An 18563-nucleotide genomic window follows, 5' to 3' on the forward strand; every position below is an offset into this window, starting at 1 on the left:
GCCACCGGCTCCGGGCCCGGATGGTGCTCGGGCCCGGAGCCGGGACGGCGGGGACGCACGTCACTGATGCCAGGAGCGCCACAGCGCCGCGTACGCACCGTCCGCCGCGACGAGTTCGTCATGGCTGCCCAGCTCGCTGATCCGGCCCGCCTCGACGACGGCGATCACATCGGCGTCATGCGCGGCGTGCAGCCGGTGCGCGATGGCGATCACCGTCCGCCCCTCCAGCACCCGGCCCAGCGACCGCTCCAGATGGCGCGCCGCCCGCGGGTCCAGCAGCGAGGTGGCCTCGTCCAGCACCAGCGTATGCGGGTCGGCCAGCACCAGCCGGGCCAGCGCGATCTGCTGCGCCTGCGCGGGGGTGAGCGCAAGACCGCCCGACCCGACCTCGGTGTCCAGACCGTCGTCCAGCGCCCGCGCCCAGCCGTCGGCGTCCACCGCGGCCAGCGCCGCCCACAGCTCGGCATCTTGCGCCGAGGAGTGGGCCAGCAGCAGATTGTCCCGCAGCGAGCCCACGAAGACATGGTGTTCCTGGTTGACCAGTGCGACATGCTCGCGCACCCGCTCGGCCGGCATTCGCGCCAGCTCCGCGCCGCCCAGGGTCACCCGGCCCGTCCGGGGCGCGTAGATCCCGGCGAGCAGCCGGCCCAGCGTGGACTTGCCCGCCCCCGACGGCCCTACCAGAGCCAGTCGCGTCCCCGGTCGCACCTTCATCGACACCCCGTGCAGCACATCGCTGCCCGCCCGGTAGCCGAACCGCACCTCCTCGGCACGCACCTCCCGGCCGCCGGGCGTCACCCCGCCGTCGGCGGGGCCCTCCTCGATCTCCCGCACCCCCACCAGCCGGGCCAGCGACACCTGCGCCACCTGCAGCTCGTCGTACCAGCGCAGAATCAGCCCGATCGGCTCGACCAGCATCTGCGACAGCAGCGCACCGGTCGTCAGCTCGCCGATCGACATCCAGCCCCGCATCACACAGATCCCGCCGATCATCAGCACGGAGCCGGTGATCAGCGTGTAGGTCACATTGATCACGGGGAAGAGCACGGAGCGCAGCCAGAGCGTATAGCGCTCCCAGGCGGTCCACTGCCGGATACGCAGCTCGGACTGGGCGATCCGCCGGTCGCCCAGCCGGTGGGCCTCGATGGTCCGCCCGGCGTCCACGCTCTCCGTGAGGGACGCGGACACCGCCGCGTACCCGGCCGCCTCCGAGCGATAGGCGCTCGGCGCGCGCCGGAAGTACCAGCGGCAGCCGGTCACCAGCACCGGAAGCGCGACCAGCACCGCGAGACCGAGCGGCGGCGCGTTCACGGTCAGCGCGCCGAGCAGCAGCCCCGTCCACACCACCCCGATGGCGAGCTGCGGCACGGCCTCGCGCATCGCGTTCGCCAGCCGGTCGATATCGGTCGTGATCCGGGAGAGCAGATCCCCGGTCCCGGCGCGTTCCAGCACGCCCGGCGGCAGCCCCACCGAGCGAACGAGAAAGTCCTCGCGCAGATCCGCCAGTATCCGCTCGCCCAGCACCGCGCCGCGCAATCGCACCATCCGGACGAACACGGTCTGCACCGCGAGCGCCACGGCGAACAGCGCGACCGTGCGCCCGATGGGGAGATCTTCCTTGCCCTGGGCGAGATCGTCGACCAGCCAGCCGAGCAACTGCGGGCCGACCATCGAGGCGATCACGGCGGTCGCGTTCACCACCATCAGCACGGTGAAGGCCCTCCGCTGCCGCAGCAGCAACTCGCGCACATAGGCCCGGACGGTCATGGGCGTGCCCACCGGCAGCGTCGTCGCCGACTCCGGTGCTGCCGGGTCATAGGCGGGTGGCGCCACGCCGATCATGCCGACTCCTCGATCTGCTCTTCGATCCGTTCGATGTCCTCAAGATCTGCAAGGCCCGTGCCGTCCGCTGCTCCGGTGCCGTGCCCGGCCGTGCGGCGGCCGGTCTCGGCATCCGTCTTCCGCGTGACGACCGCGCGATACGCCGGGTCGGTGCCCAGCAGCTCGCGATGCGTCCCCACCCCCGCCGCCTCGCCGTCGTGCACGAACACCACACGGTCGGCCCCGTCCAGCAGCAGCGGGCTGGAGGTGAGGACCACGGTCGTCCGCCCGGACCGCAGCCGCCGCACGCCCTCCGCGATCCGTGTCTCGGTGTGCGAGTCGACGGCGGATGTCGGCTCGTCGAGCACCAGCACCTCCGGGTCGGTCACCAGCGAGCGGGCCAGTGCCAGTCGCTGCCGCTGGCCGCCCGACAGCGAGCGGCCCCGCTCGGTGATCCGGGCGCGCAGGGGGTCCGCCTCGCCGGGCTCGTCCTCCGTCGACGCGTCGGCCAGGGCGGCCAGCACATCGCCGCACTGGGCCGCCTCCAGCGCCTCCCGCGCCGAGACCTCGCCCGACCTCGGCACATCGAGCAGCTCGGCGAGCGTCCCCGACAACAGCACCGGATCCTTGTCCTGCACCAGCACCGCGCGGCGCGCGGCGGCCAGCGGCACCTCGTCCAGAGCGACCCCGCCCAGCAGGGCCGACGGCGTCCCGCCACCGTCCCCGGCCGCTGCCCCTGGCTCGGCGGGCTGGCCGCCGAGCCGGTCCGCCAGCCGCCCCGCCGCGTCCGGGTCGCCGCAGACCACCGCGGTCAGCTGCCCGCTCGGCGCGAGCATCCCGCTCGCCGGGTCGTACAGATCGCCGCCGAGCCGCTCCCCGTCCCGGTGCCCTGCCCCGCGTCCGTCGTCGCCCCTCACGTCGGGCACGTCCCCGCTCCCCGGCGAGGAGCGCGGCAGCGCCAGCACATGCGCCGCGCGCCGAGCGGAGGGCCGGGAGAAGGAGTAGGCCATCGCGATCTCCTCGACGTGCCTCAAGGGGTAGAGCAGGAAGGTGACCGCGCTGTACACGGTGACCAGCTCGCCCACCGCGATCCGCCCGTCCCGGGCCAGCTCCGCCCCGTACCAGACGACCCCGATCAGCAGCAGCCCCGGCAGCGCCACCTGTACGGCCGCGATCAGCGACCACATCCGCGCGCTGCGCACCGCCGCGACCCGTACCTCCTGTGACGCCCGCCGATAGCGGCTGAGAAACAGCTCCTCGCCGCCGATGCCGCGCAGCACCCGCAGCCCGGCCACGGTGTCCGAGGCCAGCTCGGTCGCGCGCCCGGCCTTCTCCCGCTGCTCCTCGGCCCGGCGCGCCGCGCGCGGCAGCAGCGGCAGCACGGCCAGGGCCAGCGCCGGCACGCCGACCGCGACCACCGTTCCCAGCGCCGGCTGGTAGATCACCAGCGCGACGCACACCCCGACGGCGGTGATCGCCGCCGCGGTGAAGCGGGACAGCGCCTCCACAAACCAGCCGATCTTCTCCACATCGCCGGTGGAGACGGCGACGACCTCGCCCGCCGCGACCCGCCGGGTGAGCGCCGACCCCAGCTCGACCGTCTTGCGGGCCAGCAGCTGCTGCACCCGCGCCGCCGCCGTGATCCAGTTGGTGACCGCCGCACGGTGGAGCATGGCGTCCCCGAGCGCGGTGAGCACGGTGAGCCCCACCATCAGGGCTCCGGCCAGCGCCAGCCGGGAGCCGGAGCGGTCCACCACTGCCTGCACCCCGAAGCCGATGGCGATGGGGAAGGACACCAGGGCACCCATGTGCACCAGGCCCCACAGAGTGGCCTTCATCTGCCCGCCCAGCTGATTCCTGCCCAGCCAGAACAGAAACCGGGGACCTGACCGTACGTCGGGCCGGCCGGGGTCGGGGTACGGAAGATCGCGAATGTGCATGACGTCCCAGGGCTCGGGCGGGTGGCGGAGAGGAGGGCCGGTCGGAGACGTGAAAGGTTGACGCCCCGTGGACGGAAAGTTCAACTGCTTTTCCGGGAGCGGTACCAAACACGCCAATCCCGCGTGCTGTCTCCCCGCACCGGGGTGGGACGATGGGGGACATGCGAATTTCCGTCACGATGCCCATCCGTGGGGCGGCTGCGGCCGCCGCTGTCCTCACCCTTCTGACAGCCTGCGGCGGCGGAGGGGACAGCGGTGGTGACAAGGGTGGTGCCCAGGGCGGGCAAGCGCTGCGCAGCAAGGCGCCGTCGGACCCCACGCGCATTCCCGAGGTCGGAAATGCCCTCCAGTCCAGGATCCCCGGAAATTCCCGCCAGGTCGTCGCGGTCTACGGCAAAGGGGTGAACTCCGCGGACGCGACGGTCGTGCTCTACACCAAAGACGGCAAGAACTGGAAGCGAACGCGCAGTTGGGCCGCGCACAACGGCAAGCGCGGCTGGACGACGAGTCATCACGAGGGCGACAAGCGCAGCCCGGTCGGCGTCTACACGCTCAGCGACGCGGGTGGCGTGCTGCCCGACCCCGGCGCCCGGCTGCCGTACACCAGGTCCGCCGCCTTCGCGGCACCCCACTACTGGCCCAAGTCGCACTGGACGGACTTCAACTACGTCATCGCCATCGACTACAACCGGGTCAAGGGCGCCTCACCGCTTGATCAGACGCGTCCCCAGGGGCAGAGCAAGGGCGGCAGCATCTGGCTGCACATGGATCACGGCAGCGGCACCTCGGCGTGCGTCAGCCTGTCCAAATCAGGGATGGAGTATCTGCTGAAAAACCTCGATCCCCGCCGGCACCCGGTCGTGGTCATGGGGGACAAGGCGCATCTGGCCGCCTGAGCCGCCCGGGAACTGACCGGCACCGTGACGGTGTGAATCACTCCCGGGAAATCTTGACGTGTTCAGCACCGGCCCGGCAGGCTGCTGCCCCCGGAACCGCCGCGCCTTGAGGCGGCAGTTCCGTTTCCCCCCACGGGTGGCCCGGCGCGTGGCTGCCTTCGCGGGCACCGCTGTGCCCGGATGCCGAAGGAGCCGTTCCATGCAACACTGGTCCCGTTTGCTGGGCGGGGCGCTGGCCGGGCTGCTCACCGCAGCCGCCATCGCCACCGTCGCCCCCTGGTCGTCCCAGGCCACACCACCGGGCGGCAAGACGGTCACGGCAACGCTGTTCGAGTGGAAGTTCGACGCGGTCGCCCAGGCGTGCAAGGAGTCGCTCGGACCTGCGGGCTATGGCTATGTGGAGGTCTCGCCCGCCTCCGAGCACATCCAGGGCGACGCGTGGTGGACCTCGTACCAGCCGGTCAGCTACAAGATCGCGGGACGTCTCGGCGACCGGGCCGCCTTCCGGAACATGGTGAGCGCATGTCACCAGGCGGGCGTGAAGGTCATCGCCGACGCGGTGATCAACCACATGTCGGCCGGATCGGGCACCGGCACCGGCGGCACGGCGTACACCAAGTACGACTACCCGGGCACCTATCAGAACCAGGACTTCCACGGCTGCCGTAAGGACATCGGCAACTACGGAGACCGTGGCGACGTGCAGAACTGCGAACTCGTCGGCCTCGCCGATCTGGACACCGGCAGTGACTATGTCCGCTCCACCATCGCCCACTACCTCACGGATCTGCGCTCGCTCGGTGTCGACGGATTCCGCGTCGACGCCGCCAAGCACATGGCCGCGGACGACGTGGCCGCCCTCAAGGGCAAGATGGCCGATCCGGGGATGTGGGTGTCGGAGGTCATCTCCGGGGCGGGCGAGGCCGTTTCGCCCGATGAGTACACCGGCATCGGCGACGTCGACGAGTTCCGCTACGGCACCCACCTCAAGCGCGCTTTCCAGGGCGGGAACATCGCCCAACTGAAGTCGGTGGCCGACGGCAAGCTGGGCGGCGACAAGGCCCGTACCTTCGTCGACAACTGGGACACCGAACGGAACGGGTCGACGCTCACCTACAAGGACGGCGCGTCCTACACCCTCGCCAACGTCTTCATGCTCGCCTCGTCCTACGGCGCGCCGAATGTGTACTCCGGCTATGAGTGGAGCGAGAAGGACGCGGGCCCGCCCAGCGGTGGCGCGGCCGGCTGCGGCGCGGGGAGCGGCTGGACCTGCACCCACGCCAAGCCGGAGATCACCGGCATGGTCGGCTTCCACAACCAGGTCGCCGGGACGGAGCAGACCGGCTGGTGGGACAACGGCGGCAGCGCCATCGCCTTCAGCCGTGGCGACAAGGGGTTCGTCGCCATCAACAACGGTGACGGCGAGCTGCGCGAGACCCTCACCACGTCCCTGCCCGCCGGCACCTACTGCGATGTCGCCAAGGCGTCCCCGGGCGACTGCGACGGCAACACCGTGACGGTCGGGGACGGGGGAACGGTGCGGATCACCCTGCCGGCCAGGAGCGCGCTCGCGCTGCACATCGGCGCCAGGCGCTGACACCCCACTCCCGGCCGCCGCCGCGCCCGTCGTTCAGCAGTGGTGGCCGGGAGCGCCGGAGAGGGTGTCCAGTAGCTCGCCGAGCACCTCGCGCTGCTGCTCGCTGAGCGGCGCCAGGATGTCCTCCGCGGCGGACCGGCGCGCGTCGCGCAGCGCGCGCAGCGTCGCGCGCCCCGCGTCCGTGAGTTCAACCCTGACCACGCGACGGTTCGTCGGGTCCGGGACGCGACGGACCGACCCGTGCGCCTCGAGCGCGTCCACCAGTGTCGTCACGGCGCGCGGAACCACCTCGAGCCGCTGCGCCAGATCCGCCATCCGCGGCGGCTGCTCGCCGTGCGCGACGGTACGCAGCAGCCGGGACTGGGCGGGGGTGATGCCCAGGGGCTCCATATAGCGCTTCTGGGAGCGGTGCAGTCTGCGGGTCAGGCGCAGCAGTTGCTCCGCGAGAAGGCCGGATGTCTCGGGCGTGGGCATGATCGCATCTTATCAGGACCAAGTTCATTGTGAGTATAGGTAACAATGAGCTAAGCTCTGAAAGTCCTCGCCGACTCGACCGCGCCGTCACCCTCGGCAGCGGCGGCCCCTGCCATCAGAAGGAGCCCATGCACCACGACCCGCCCTCATGGACCCCACCCGCGGACGAACCGGAGCGGCCTGCCCAACTGCGGCGCATCCTCCGCCTCTTCCGCCCCTACCGCGGCCGCCTCGCCCTGGTCGGCCTGCTGGTGGCCGCCTCCGCGCTGGTCTCGGTCGCCTCCCCGTTCCTGCTCCGCGCGGTCCTCGACACCGCCATCCCCGAGCGCCGCACCGGACTGCTGACCCTGCTCGCCCTCGGCATGATCGCCGCGGCCCTCGTCAACAGCGTCTTCGGCGTCCTGCAGACCCTCATCTCCACCACCGTCGGCCAGCGTGTCATGCACGACCTGCGCACCGCCGTCTATGACCGGCTGCAGCGCATGCCGCTCGCCTTCTTCACCCGCACCCGCACCGGCGAGGTGCAGTCGCGGATCGCCAATGACATCGGCGGGATGCAGGCCACCGTCACCTCCACCGCGACCTCACTGGTCTCCAACCTCACCAGCGTCGTCGCCACCGTCGTCGCGATGCTCGCCCTCGACTGGCGGCTGACCGTCGTCTCGCTGGTCCTGCTGCCGCTGTTCGTCTGGATCAGCCGCCGGGTGGGCGCCGAGCGCAAGAAGATCACCTCGCAGCGTCAGAAGCAGATGGCTGCCATGTCCGCGATGGTCACCGAGTCCCTGTCGGTCAGCGGAATCCTGCTGAGCCGCACCATGGGCCGGTCCGCGTCGCTCACCCGGGAGTTCGCCCGGGAGTCCGAGAGCCTGGTCGGCCTGGAGGTTCGCTCCAATATGGCCGGGCGCTGGCGGATGTCCACCATCGGCGTCGTGATGGCCGCCATGCCCGCCGTCATCTACTGGGCCGCCGGAGTCACGCTCCAAGCCGGTGGTCCGACAATCTCCCTCGGCACGCTCGTCGCCTTCGTATCGCTTCAGCAGGGCCTGTTCCGGCCCACGGTGAGCCTGCTGTCCACCGGTGTGCAGATGCAGACGTCCCTCGCCCTCTTCGCCCGCATCTTCGAGTATCTCGACCTGCCGATCGACATCACCGAGCCCGCCGAGCCGGTGCGGCTGGAGAAGGTGCGCGGCGACGTCCGGTTCGACGGCGTCGACTTCGACTACGACCCCAAGGAAGCCACCTCGGCCCAGGGGACCCTGCGCGGTGTCGACCTCACGGTCCCGGCGGGCGGCAGTCTGGCCGTCGTCGGGCCGACCGGCTCCGGCAAGACCACCCTCAGCTATCTGGTGCCGCGGCTCTACGATGTGACCCGCGGCCGGGTGCTGATCGACGGAGTCGACGTCAGGGCCCTCGACTTCGACACCCTCGCCCGCACGGTCGGCGTCGTCTCCCAGGAGACCTATCTCTTCCACGCCTCCGTCGCCGACAATCTGCGCTTCGCCAAGCCCGAAGCGACCCACGAGGAGATCGTGGCGGCAGCCGAGGCCGCCCAGATCCACGACCACATCGCCTCCCTCCCGGACGGCTACGACACCCTGGTGGGCGAGCGGGGCTACCGCTTCTCCGGCGGTGAGAAGCAGCGGCTCGCCATAGCCCGCACGATTCTGCGCGACCCGCCCGTCCTCATCCTGGACGAGGCCACCAGCGCCCTGGACACCCGCACTGAACAGGCCGTACAGCAAGCCATCGACGCCCTCTCGGCCGGCCGCACCACCATCACCATCGCCCATCGGCTCTCCACCGTGCGCGACGCCGACCAGATCGTCGTCCTCGACGGCGGCAAGGTCGCCGAACGGGGGACACACGAGGAGCTGCTGGCACAGGGCGGGCGCTACGCCGCGCTGGTGCGGCGCGACGCCCAGCTTTCGCCCGCCCCGGCCGTATGACGCACCCCGCACGGAGGGACATCAGGCGAACTCGGCGCGCACCGCCTCCGTGTGCTCGCCGAGCCCGGGCACCGGTCGCATGGGCGCGCGCCGCCCAGCCACCTCGACCGGCGGCAGCAGACCGCGCAATTCCCCCACGGGCGAGTCGAACTCACCCCAGCGCCCCCGCGCGTCGAGCTGCGGATGGGCGGCGAACTCCGCGATATCGCGCAGCCGGGCATTGGCGATACCCGCCCCGTCCAGCAAAGTCACCAGCCCCTCGGCGGTGTGCCCCGTGAAACACTGCTCCAGCTCGGCCGTCAGCTCCTCGTCATGGATGCGGCGCAGCGGATTGTCGGCGAACCGCGGATCGCGGATCAGCTCCGGGCGGACCAGCACCCGTTCGCACAGGGCGACCCATTCGCGATCGCTCTGCACGCTCAGGAAGACCTGCGCGCCGTCACCGCAGCGGTAGGCCCCGTACGGGGAGATGGACGGATGGCGGGCGCCGCTGCGCACCAGGGGAGACCCGCCGTACGCCTGGGCGAAGTAGGGGTGGCCCATCCATTCGCCGAGTGCGTCGAGCAGGCTGACGCTCAGGTCCGTTCCCACACCGGTGCGCTCCCGCTCGTACAGCGCGGTGAGAATGCCGGTGTAGGCGTACATCCCGCCCGCGATATCGGCGACCGAGATCCCGGGTCGGGCCGGGGCCTCCGGGCTGCCGGTGATCGACAGCAGTCCCGCCTCGCACTGGATGAGCAGGTCGTACGCCTTCTTGTCGCGGTACGGCCCGCTGTCGCCGTACCCGGAGATGGCGCAGGTGATCAGGCGCGGATGGCAGGCCCGCAGCGTCCGCGCCCCCAGGCCGAGCCGGTCCACGGCCCCGGGCGCGAGATTGTGCACAAAGACATCGGCGCGGGCGAGCAGCTTGTCGAGCAGGGCCCGGTCGGCGCCCTCCTTGATATCGAGGACGACGCTCTCCTTCCCCCGGTTGATCCAGATGAAGTACGCCGACGCCCCCTTCACCTGGCGGTCGTAGTCGCGGGCGAAGTCGCCGCGCCCCGGCCGCTCCACCTTGAGCACACGGGCTCCGAGATCGGCGAGCTGGCGGGTGGCGTACGGGGCGGCGACGGCCTGCTCAAGGGCGACGACAGTGATGCCGTCCAGGGGCTGTGCGGACACGAAGACTCCTTCCAAGCGCGTAGCCCCTGTCTTTCCCCGCGGCACTCGGCCGCCGAACGCCCTCACGTCCCCGGGCTCAGCCGAGAAGCTTGTGCAGGAAGGAGATCTGCTCCGCCTGCTGATGGGTGCCCCCGCCCTCATGGCCGTTGAAGGACCACACTTTGAGGTCCTTCTCGCCCGCGTAGTGGTGGTAGGCGGCGAAACCGCAGGAGGTGGGGGTGATCTCGTCGCGCAGGGCAGTCGAGAAGAGCGCGGGCGCGTTCGCCCGGACCGCGAAGTTGAGGCCGTCGAAGTGGTCGAGGGTGGTGAGCACCTGCTCGGCCAGATGGCGCTGACCGGCACAGAACCGGGCCACTTCACCGTAGGGATCCTCGTCGGTGATCTCGAGCGCGCGGCGGATGTGCGTCATGAACGGCACATCCACCAGCGCCGCCGTCAGATCCGGCACCAGTCCGGCCGCCGCCAGGGCCATTCCGCCGCCCTGGCTGCCCCCGCTGACCACGATCCGCGCGGGGTCGACCAGCGGATGCTCACGGGCGGCCTCGACCGCGCGCACCGCGTCGGTGTAGAGCCGGCGGTAGTAGTAGTCGTCCGGGGACAGAATCCCCTTGGTCATCATGCCGGGCGCCTCGGGCCCGGTGCCGCCCGCCGGGTCGGGGGTGGCGCCGGGGGAGTGCTGGGCCCACCCCTGGCCGCGGGTGTCCATGACGAAGACCGCATAGCCGACCGAGGGCCACAGCAGCCAATTGTGCGGCAGTCCCCGCCCGCCGTTGTAGCTGATGTACTGCACCACACACGGCAGCGGTCCCGCCGCGTCGCGCGGGGCCAGCAGCCAGCCGCGTATCCGGTGCCCGCCGAAGCCGGAGAACTCCACGTCATAGGTGTGCAGACGGGTCAGACCCGCGTCGGTCCCGGTGAACACGGCGTCCAGATCCAGCGTGCGGGCTTCGGTGAGGGTGCGCTGCCAGAAGGCATCGAAGCCGTCGGGCTCGGGCAGCGGCGGCTGATACGTACGCAGCTGGTCCAGGGGCAGGTCGATGAACACGGCGGGAGGACCTCCGTAGCGATCGATGCGTGATGCGGCTCGTTCGGATCCGACCAGTGTTCGACTTCCCGGTCAAGATGCGGCAGGGGCGGGGAAGCGGCACGGGAGCGGACGATGAGGTTGCCGCCTTCAGCGGTCGATACGGGCGTCGTGCGGGCCGGCGTCCGGCACCTCGCCGACCCGAGCCGCGGCCGGGTCCAGCACGCGGGTGAGGAACGCCCGGGTACGGGGGTGGCGCGGATCGGCGACGACCTGCTCCGGGCCGCCCTCCTCCACGATCACCCCGTCGTCCATGAAGACGACCCGATCGGCGACCTCCCGGGCGAAGCTCATCTCATGCGTGACCACGAGCATGGTCATGCCCTCGTCGGCCAGCGCGCGCATGACGGCGAGCACATCCCCCACCAGCTCCGGATCGAGGGCCGAGGTCGGCTCGTCGAAGAGCATCAGCTCCGGGTCCATCGACAGCGCCCGGGCGATGGCCACCCGCTGCTGCTGGCCCCCCGAAAGCCGCGCCGGATAGGCGGATTCCTTGTCGCTCAGGCCGACCCGCCCCAGGTTGTCCCGGGCGACGCGCAGCGCCTCGGCCTTGTCGCGGCCCAGCACCCGTCGCTGCGCGATGGTCAGGTTCTCCAGCGCCGTCAGGTGCGGAAAGAGATTGAACGCCTGGAACACCATGCCGATCCGCCGCCGCACCCGGTCGATGTCCACCTCCGGGTCGGTGACCTCGGCTCCGGCCACGGTGACCGATCCCGACGTGGGCTCTTCCAGGAGATTCACACAGCGCAGCAGTGTCGACTTGCCGGATCCCGACGGCCCGATGACACAGACCACCTCGCCCCGCCGGACCGTCAGATCGATGCCTTTGAGCACCTCGAGCTCGCCGAAGGACTTGCACAGCCCCTCGACCCGGATGGCGATGTTGTCCGGGTCGCCCGCCTCTGCCGTCTTCCGCACGCTGCTCACCTCGCTTTCGCCGTACGGGCCTCGAGCCGCCGGACCACATGGCCCAGCGGAACGGTGATGACCAGATAGCACACCCCGGCGACCAGGATCGGGGTGAGGCTGCGGTGCTGATTGAGCGCGTCCCGGCCGAACTTGGACAGTTCGTACTGGTCAAGGGAGAGTCCGAGCAGATAGACCAGGGACGAGTCCTTGGTGAGCAGGATCAGCTCATTGGTCAGCGGCGGCAGGACGATCCGGAACGCCTGGGGGATGATGATCGAGACCATTGCCCGGCTGTGCGACATGCCCAGCGAACGCGCCGCCTCCATCTGCCCCTTGGGCACCGCCTGGATGCCCGCGCGCATCGTCTCCGCGATATAGGCGGCGCCGACCAGGCCGAGAGCCAGCATGACCGTGACATAGCGGTCCAGCGCGACCTGGAAGGCGAGCGGCACCCCGAATCCCAGCGCGATGAAGACCAGCAGCGCGGGAACGCCGCGGAAGAACTCGATATAGGCGACCGACAGCCAGCGGTACGGCGGCACCCGCGACAGCCGCATCAGGGCCAGCACGAGCCCGAGGACGAGCCCGAACCCGAACCCGAGCAGGGTGTAGACGACGGTGTTGACCAGGGCGGTGGTGATGATGTCGGGGAACAGGGACCGGGCGACCTCGACGTCGAAGAACGCACGCCGCAGCTCACCCCAGTCCGCGGCCAGGACGATGGCGAGCAGCACGGCGACGAGCAGCGCGTACTGCACCGCCCGCACTGCCCGTGTCCGCTGCCGACGGGTCATTGCCATAACTGTGCGGACTCCTCAGCTCCGATGGCGGTCCGCAGCTCCGCGATCGCGGTCTGCGGCTCCCGATGGCGTCTGCGGGCGTCACTTCTTGGGCGCGGTGCCGAACCACTTCCGGTAGATCCGGTCGTAGCGGCCGTCCGCCCGGGCGTCCCCCAGCACCTTGTTGACCTTCTTGCGCAGGGCGTCATTGCCGGTGCGCACGGCGATGCCGTACCGCTCACCGGTGTTGAACTCGGCCGTCACCTCGGTGTCGGGGTTGTCCTTGACGTAGTCGTAGAGCACACCGTTGTCATCGATGCCCGCGTCGACCTGGCCCGTCTTGACGGCGGTCAGCAGCAGGGCGAGATCCTCGAACTGGACCAGCTTGGCGCCCTTGGCGTGCCGCTGGGCGTACTGCTCACCGGTGGTTCCCTGCTGGACCGCGAGCTTCTTGCCCTTGAGATCGCCAAGAGCCTTGTAGGACGCGCCCTTCTTGGTGAGCAGCGCCTGGGTGGCCTCGAAATAGGGGTCGGAGAAGTCCAGGTTCTTCTCACGCACCTCATTGATCGTCATTCCGGCGGCGGCCACATCGCACTGGTTGGCGTTGAGGTCCTCACCGGACTGGATGCCCTCGAAGGGCGTGTCCACGATCTCCTGCTTCACATCCAGGGCCGAGGCGACGAGATCCACGAGATCCACGTCGAAGCCGACGATCTTCTTGCCCTGCCTGGACTGGAAGGGCGGATAGGGGAGATGGGTACAGGTCGTCAGCTTCCCGGACTTCACCAGACTGATGTCCGAGCCGCTGGAGCCCTGCGACGCGGTACTGGTACACCCGGCCAGCAGGGTGACGGTGGCGGCAACGGCTATGACGGGCAACGCGGAGCGAGCGAACACGGCACCTCCGGGGCATGGTCGGCGGTCGGCCTCTCGGATCACATGATCAGTGAGCCGGGCCGCATCCTGCCATCCACTGCCCCGCGCCGACCCCGCCGAGTGCGTTGCGAGCGCATAACGGCGACGCCGTAAGGAGAGCCGCGGACACGCCTCAGCGCCGCCGTCGCCACCTGCGGCGCTTGCTCCAGAACCAGCCGGGCGGTGGTTCGTCCGCCCGCCAGGGCCGGGCTGCGGCTCAGGGGCGCCGCGCCGCCGGCGCGCGATCAGCATCCGGGTGCGCGCGGTGGGCCCGGTGGCCTCGCCGCCGGGCGCCCGCCGGGTTCCGGCCGGATGGCGCGACGGGCGCTACCCCGGGAACCAGACGCGCATCGCGCCGTCCTCGCGGTTCGCCCATGCGTAGTACGGGATCGCGGTCACCGGAACCGGCTCGGGGGCCTCGGCCCGGCGCGCGGTACCGGCGCCGTCCGAGCCGACGCTGCCCTCTCCGGCGTCCGTACGGGGCGCGCCCGAGTCGCTGTCGCGGTAGGGCCACCAGCCGTCGGGGAAGCCCGTACGGCGCAGTGCCCGCGCGGTGAGTACGGTCACCCCGCCGAGCAGCTCCGGCCGGTGCTCGGGGCTCGGCGCGGCACCCGCATCGAGCGCGATGTAGTCCAGCCGCAGCCCGGGCGGCTGGTCCTGCTGCTCCAGGCAGTACACCAGCGGGCCGCGCTCGATCGCCACACACCCGCGCACCGCGTCCACCCGCGGATCGGGCCGGGTGAACCGGGGGTCCAGGGGAAGGCTCAGCACCACCGTCTCACCGGGTCGCCAGCGCCGGCGCAGCCGCAGCCAGCCGTCCTGCGCCCGCGCGGTCACCGGCTCGCCGCCGACCGTCGCCTCGTACCGCTCCGCCCAGTGCGGGATGCGCAGCGACAGCGTCCAGTCCGCCGCCGCGGGGGCCTGGTCGACGACGACCGCGATTCGCCCTTCCCAGGGATAGCGGGTCCCCACACGCACCGCCCCGCCACCCGCCGCGTACGAGCCGGACGCGTACTGGTGCAGCTGCAGCCCTTCGGCGTCGCCGCTGGCCATATAGTGCGGCAGCGAGGCCAGCAGCCGCATCACATTGGGCGGGCAGCAGGCACGGCGGAGCCACGGCGTCCGGCGAGCCGCCCGGCCGTTGCCGCTGTCCTTACGGCCGTCATGGCCGTTATGGTGGTCATGGCCGTCATGGTGGTCGTGGGGCTCACGCACCTGGAGCGGATTCGCAGCGAGCCAGCGGTCGCCGTCCAGCGCGACACCCGACGCGAAGCCGTTGAACAAGGTGCGCTCGATGAGATCGCTGTAGCGGGCTTCCCCCGTCAGCAGCGCCATCCGCCAGCCGAACTGGATGGAGGCGACGGCCGCGCAGGTCTCGGCGTACGCCCGGTCCGGCGACAGCTCGTACGCGTCGCCGAACGCCTCCAGATCGTGCCGGGTCCCCACCCCGCCCGTCAGGTAGGTCTTCGTCGCGGCCATGTCCTCCCATAGCCGCACCAGTGCCTCCCGCAGCCCCGTATCGCCCGTCTCGGCTGCCACGTCGGCGGCCCCGGCCAGGAGGTACAGCTGGCGTACCGCGTGCCCTGCGACCGCCGTCGCGTCCCGCGGCCGCACATGGTCCTGCCAGTAGGGCGCCCCGGGACGGAGGGCTGCCGCGGCGTCCGCCGCGCCGTCGCCGAGGCTGCCCTGTCCCCGCCGGTCCACGAAGTACCCGGCCAGATCGAGATAGCGCCGCTCGCCGGTCTCCCGGTACAGCTCGACCAGCGCCGTCTCGATCCCCGGATGCCCGCATACCGCGTCCACGGCCTTGCCGGGCCCGAAGACGGCGTCGATGAGATCGGCCAGCCGCTCCGCCACATCGAGCAGCCCCTTTTCGCCGGTGGCCCGGCGGTGCGCGACCGCGGCCTGGAGGAGATGGCCCGCGCAGTGCAGTTCGTGCCCCCAGCGCAGCTCCGTCCACCGCCGGGCGTCCGGCCTGAGCTGGTAGTACGTCTGCAGATAGCCGTCCTCGGTCTGCGCCGCCGAGACCAGCGAGACCAGCCTCTCGACCTGCCGGGCCAACGTCTCGTCGCCCGGCCCGTCTCCACCGTCGTCGAGCTGCCAGGACGCCGCCTCCAGCCACTTGTGCACAACGGTGTCCTGGGACGGGAGATCAGCCGTGAAACCTGCCGCCGGGGCTCCCGCGGCGGCCCGCAGCTGGGCCAGATTGCCCGCCTCCTCCAGCCGGTCCGGCCCCTGAGGAACGCTGACCTCGGCGTTGACACGGCGTCTGGCTGCCCAGAATCCACCGGTGATACGAGCCGAGCTGGCCGGGCGCAATGCCGTATGCGCCTCCTGCGAGAGCCGGATCGGTCCTGCGGACATACGCCTACCCCTTACGCCGCGCCACCGGGCATGCCTTTCTGCCGGTCAGAGGTGGGGAAACCGGTTCTCGCGGCGAGCATAGGGAGGCCCCTTTCCGCTCGACAAGAGATCGCACGCACCTTTTATCAACGTTCAACCACCCACCGGCGCAGGTGGGTTGGAGAGGCGGCGGCAGCGAGGGGAGGGGTGGCTCAGGCCGGTACCAGCGTCCGCCGCTCCTCCACATGGGCCACCACGCAGGTGACGTTGTCGGGCCCGCCCGCACGGATGGCGAGGTCGATCAGGGTGCGTACCGCCCGCCCGGGGTCGGTCTCCGAGGCCAGCACACGCCGGATCTCCTCGCTCGCCACGACTCCGGTCAACCCGTCCGAGCACAGCAGACAGCGGTCCTTGGCGCGGGCCTCCCGCAGACCCAGATCGGGTTCGAAGGCGGATCCGCCGCCCACGGCGCGCAGCAGCAGCCCCCGTTCGGGATGCGACGCCACCTCCTCCGGCGTGATGCGCCCCTCGTCGACCAGCGACTGAACAACGGTGTGGTCATGGGTGATCTGGAACAGCTCGCCGCCACGCAGCAGATAGGCCCGTGAGTCGCCGATATGGACCAGCCCCAGCTGGGAGCCCGACCACACCATCGCCGTGAGCGTCGTCCCGACATCCCGCAGCGCCGGGTCGGACGCGGCGAGCGCGTCCACGGACGCGTGGACCCGACGGGCCGCCTCCTCCAGCGCGCTCAGCAGCGCGCCGCCCGGGATCCCGGCTTCCAGGGGCTTGAGCGCCTCGATCGCCGCCTCGCTCGCGTGCCGTCCGCCGCCGAAGCCGTCGGCCACGGCCAGCAGTCGAGGACCCGCGTATCCGGCGTCCTCGTTGCTCTCCCGCACGGAGCCCGTGTCGGAGAGCACGGCATAGCGGATTCCCAGGGTGCTGTGGTCAGCAGACATCATGGTGTCCTTCCCGGACAGATGGTCGATGAGGAAGGAGGCCAGGTCCCGCCTGGCCGTGGTGGCGGCCTCGATCTGCGCCCAGTAGGCCCGTACTTCCCCCGCCGCGACGTCCGGCTCCAGCTCGCACACCGTCCGGATCCGGGCCAGCGGCATGCCCAGCCGCCGGAGCCAGGCCACCAGACGGGCCCGCTCCAGCTGCGCCGGATCGTAGAAGCGGTAGCCGGAGTACGGATCGACGCGGGCGGGCGGCAGCAGCCCGAGCTCGTCGTAGAGCCGGAGCGCCTTGGGGGACAGCCGCGATGCCCTCGCGAACGCCCCGATCGTCAGCAGCCCCATGCTCCCCCTCCTCACACCGGGCACCTCGCCCGGTCACCACGATGCTGAAGCTTCCCCTTTGGAGAAGGTCAACGGCAATCACGGACGTTCTCTGGTCGCAATCAATCCGATTGAGTGCTCTCTCATGTATTTATCCGCCATATCCTTTCATCTGCCCTCTTCGAGGTATTCGGCATGCTTCCAGTGGGAATTGACGGGACATCCGTAGAGACCCGGGAGGTCCCATGTCTGTTTCCACCACACCCGGCACTGTGTGGGGTACCTGGATCAATCTGGAAGGCGGTATCCACTCCGAGCCCGCGCCCGTCTCGTTCGCCGACGACCGGGTGCAAGTCTTCATCCGGGGCGGGTCGAACGTCTTGTGGAGCAGAGTCGAGGCTCGCGACGGCAGTTGGGGTCCCTGGCAGCAATACACGGGCCTGCTCGTCGACGGCATCCCCGCCCCGGTCCGGGGCAAGGACGGCCGGATCCGGGTGTTCTACCGCACCCCGAGCAACAACCTGGAGGTCATAACCCAGACCGCCATCAACTCCGGGTACGGGGCTCCTCAGACCCTGGTCACCGGCATCGGCGACGACCCGGCGGCGGTCCTCGGCGCCGACGGCCGCATCTATGTGTTCTACCCCGGCACCGACGAGGCCCTGTGGTACATCCGCCACCAGGACCTGCAGTACAACACGTACACCAGCCCCGTGTCGCTGGGCGGTATCATCCGCGCCACGCCGTCGCCCATCCTGGACGGCGGGGGCCGGATCGTGGTGGCGGTCAAGGGCGCCACCGACACCCTCCACACCATCCAGCAGCAGAGCGAGAACTCCACCACCTGGGAGCCCTACGTCCTGCACACCTCCAACCTGACCAGCCGGCCGTCGGTGTGCCTGGATGCGGCAGGGCGTGTGCAGATCTTCTTCCGGGGCTCCAATGCCGCCGTCTGGCGCGTCGGGCAGAACAGTGACTACGACACGTTCGGCGCCGCCACGCAGCTGGGCGGGCAGATCGTCTGGCGCCCCACCTGCGGCCTGGCCCAGGACGGCCGGATCAACGTCTTCATCAAGGCCACCGACAACGCCCTGTGGGTCGCCGTCCAGTCCACCCAGAACAGCGACCTGTACAACGGCTTCCAGTCCCTCGGCGGCGTCATCGGCTCGGCGGGTGTCGGAGTCCCCATCACCAACGAGGAGAACCTGCTCTACGTCTTCATCCAGGGCAGCGGCACGGCCAGGGACCTCTGGCTGCAGCGCCAGACCTTCGTCTGAGCGGAGCCGGTCCACTGACCGTGCTGACCGTGCACGAGGTCGCGGCCATGGTGCGAAACTGACAAGCTCAAGCGGGCGGGCCACCGTCCGCCCGCCTGGAACCGCTCAGTACGGACACCGCTCAGTACGACAAGGAAAGGCCGC

Annotated in this window: 14 protein-coding genes; 4 read left to right on the forward strand and 10 right to left on the reverse strand. The window is 70.6% G+C overall.

Going from position 1 to position 18563, the window contains the following annotated elements; genetic code table 11:
* Positions 1-60 precede the first annotated feature (60 nt).
* Positions 61-1842 carry an ABC transporter ATP-binding protein gene (locus tag ABZU99_RS11070; protein ID WP_356049242.1) on the reverse strand — a complete coding sequence of 594 codons (1782 nt, stop codon included), beginning with the start codon at positions 1840-1842 and terminating at the stop codon, positions 61-63.
* Entirely contained in the window at positions 1839-3761 is a 1923-nt protein-coding gene (locus ABZU99_RS11075; RefSeq protein WP_356049240.1) for an ABC transporter ATP-binding protein, read from the reverse strand. The genes ABZU99_RS11070 and ABZU99_RS11075 overlap by 4 nt, the downstream gene beginning before the upstream one ends.
* Before the next feature lie 161 nt (positions 3762-3922).
* Between ABZU99_RS11075 and ABZU99_RS11080 the strand changes: the two genes are divergently transcribed.
* Positions 3923-4657: a L,D-transpeptidase family protein gene (locus tag ABZU99_RS11080; protein ID WP_355948395.1), complete on the forward strand. Its 735-nt coding sequence runs from the start codon at positions 3923-3925 to the stop codon at positions 4655-4657.
* A 199-nt stretch (positions 4658-4856) separates the two neighbouring features.
* Positions 4857-6254 carry an alpha-amylase family protein gene (locus ABZU99_RS11085; RefSeq protein WP_355948398.1) on the forward strand — a complete coding sequence of 466 codons (1398 nt, stop codon included), beginning with the start codon at positions 4857-4859 and terminating at the stop codon, positions 6252-6254.
* Positions 6255-6287: 33 nt separating this feature from the next.
* Here the strand turns inward: ABZU99_RS11085 and ABZU99_RS11090 are convergent, their stop codons facing one another.
* Positions 6288-6728 carry a MarR family transcriptional regulator gene (locus ABZU99_RS11090; protein WP_355948400.1) on the reverse strand — a complete coding sequence of 147 codons (441 nt, stop codon included), beginning with the start codon at positions 6726-6728 and terminating at the stop codon, positions 6288-6290.
* Between the two features lie 128 nt (positions 6729-6856).
* Here ABZU99_RS11090 and ABZU99_RS11095 point away from each other — a divergent pair, with 128 nt between their 5' ends.
* Positions 6857-8674, forward strand: coding sequence for an ABC transporter ATP-binding protein (locus ABZU99_RS11095; protein WP_355948403.1), 1818 nt, complete (start codon positions 6857-6859; stop codon positions 8672-8674).
* Between the two features lie 21 nt (positions 8675-8695).
* Here ABZU99_RS11095 and ABZU99_RS11100 read toward each other — a convergent pair whose 3' ends face one another.
* From ABZU99_RS11100 to ABZU99_RS11130, 7 genes are all read right to left on the reverse strand, one after another.
* Positions 8696-9835, reverse strand: coding sequence for a CaiB/BaiF CoA-transferase family protein (locus ABZU99_RS11100; RefSeq protein ID WP_356049237.1), 1140 nt, complete (start codon positions 9833-9835; stop codon positions 8696-8698).
* 76 nt (positions 9836-9911) lie between these two features.
* On the reverse strand, positions 9912-10880 hold the full coding sequence (locus ABZU99_RS11105; RefSeq protein WP_355948408.1) for an acetylxylan esterase: 969 nt from the start codon (positions 10878-10880) through the stop codon (positions 9912-9914).
* A gap of 129 nt (positions 10881-11009) precedes the next feature.
* Complete coding sequence (locus ABZU99_RS11110) at positions 11010-11837, reverse strand: amino acid ABC transporter ATP-binding protein (protein ID WP_356049235.1); 828 nt, start codon at positions 11835-11837, stop codon at positions 11010-11012.
* A gap of 5 nt (positions 11838-11842) precedes the next feature.
* Entirely contained in the window at positions 11843-12628 is a 786-nt protein-coding gene (locus tag ABZU99_RS11115; protein ID WP_355948414.1) for an amino acid ABC transporter permease, read from the reverse strand.
* A gap of 81 nt (positions 12629-12709) precedes the next feature.
* A complete protein-coding gene (locus tag ABZU99_RS11120; protein WP_356049233.1) occupies positions 12710-13504 on the reverse strand; it encodes an ABC transporter substrate-binding protein in 795 nt (264 codons plus the stop codon).
* A gap of 345 nt (positions 13505-13849) precedes the next feature.
* Complete coding sequence (locus ABZU99_RS11125) at positions 13850-15886, reverse strand: beta-L-arabinofuranosidase domain-containing protein (protein WP_356049231.1); 2037 nt, start codon at positions 15884-15886, stop codon at positions 13850-13852.
* 191 nt (positions 15887-16077) lie between these two features.
* Positions 16078-17163, reverse strand: coding sequence for a MerR family transcriptional regulator (locus tag ABZU99_RS11130; RefSeq protein WP_355948423.1), 1086 nt, complete (start codon positions 17161-17163; stop codon positions 16078-16080).
* A 224-nt stretch (positions 17164-17387) separates the two neighbouring features.
* On the opposite strand from ABZU99_RS11130, the gene ABZU99_RS11135 reads away from it, so the two are divergent.
* Positions 17388-18419, forward strand: coding sequence for a hypothetical protein (locus tag ABZU99_RS11135; RefSeq protein WP_355948426.1), 1032 nt, complete (start codon positions 17388-17390; stop codon positions 18417-18419).
* The last annotated feature ends 144 nt before the right edge of the window (positions 18420-18563 follow it).

The organism is Streptomyces sp. NPDC005266 (genome assembly GCF_040607655.1).
GTDB lineage: Bacteria > Actinomycetota > Actinomycetes > Streptomycetales > Streptomycetaceae > Streptomyces.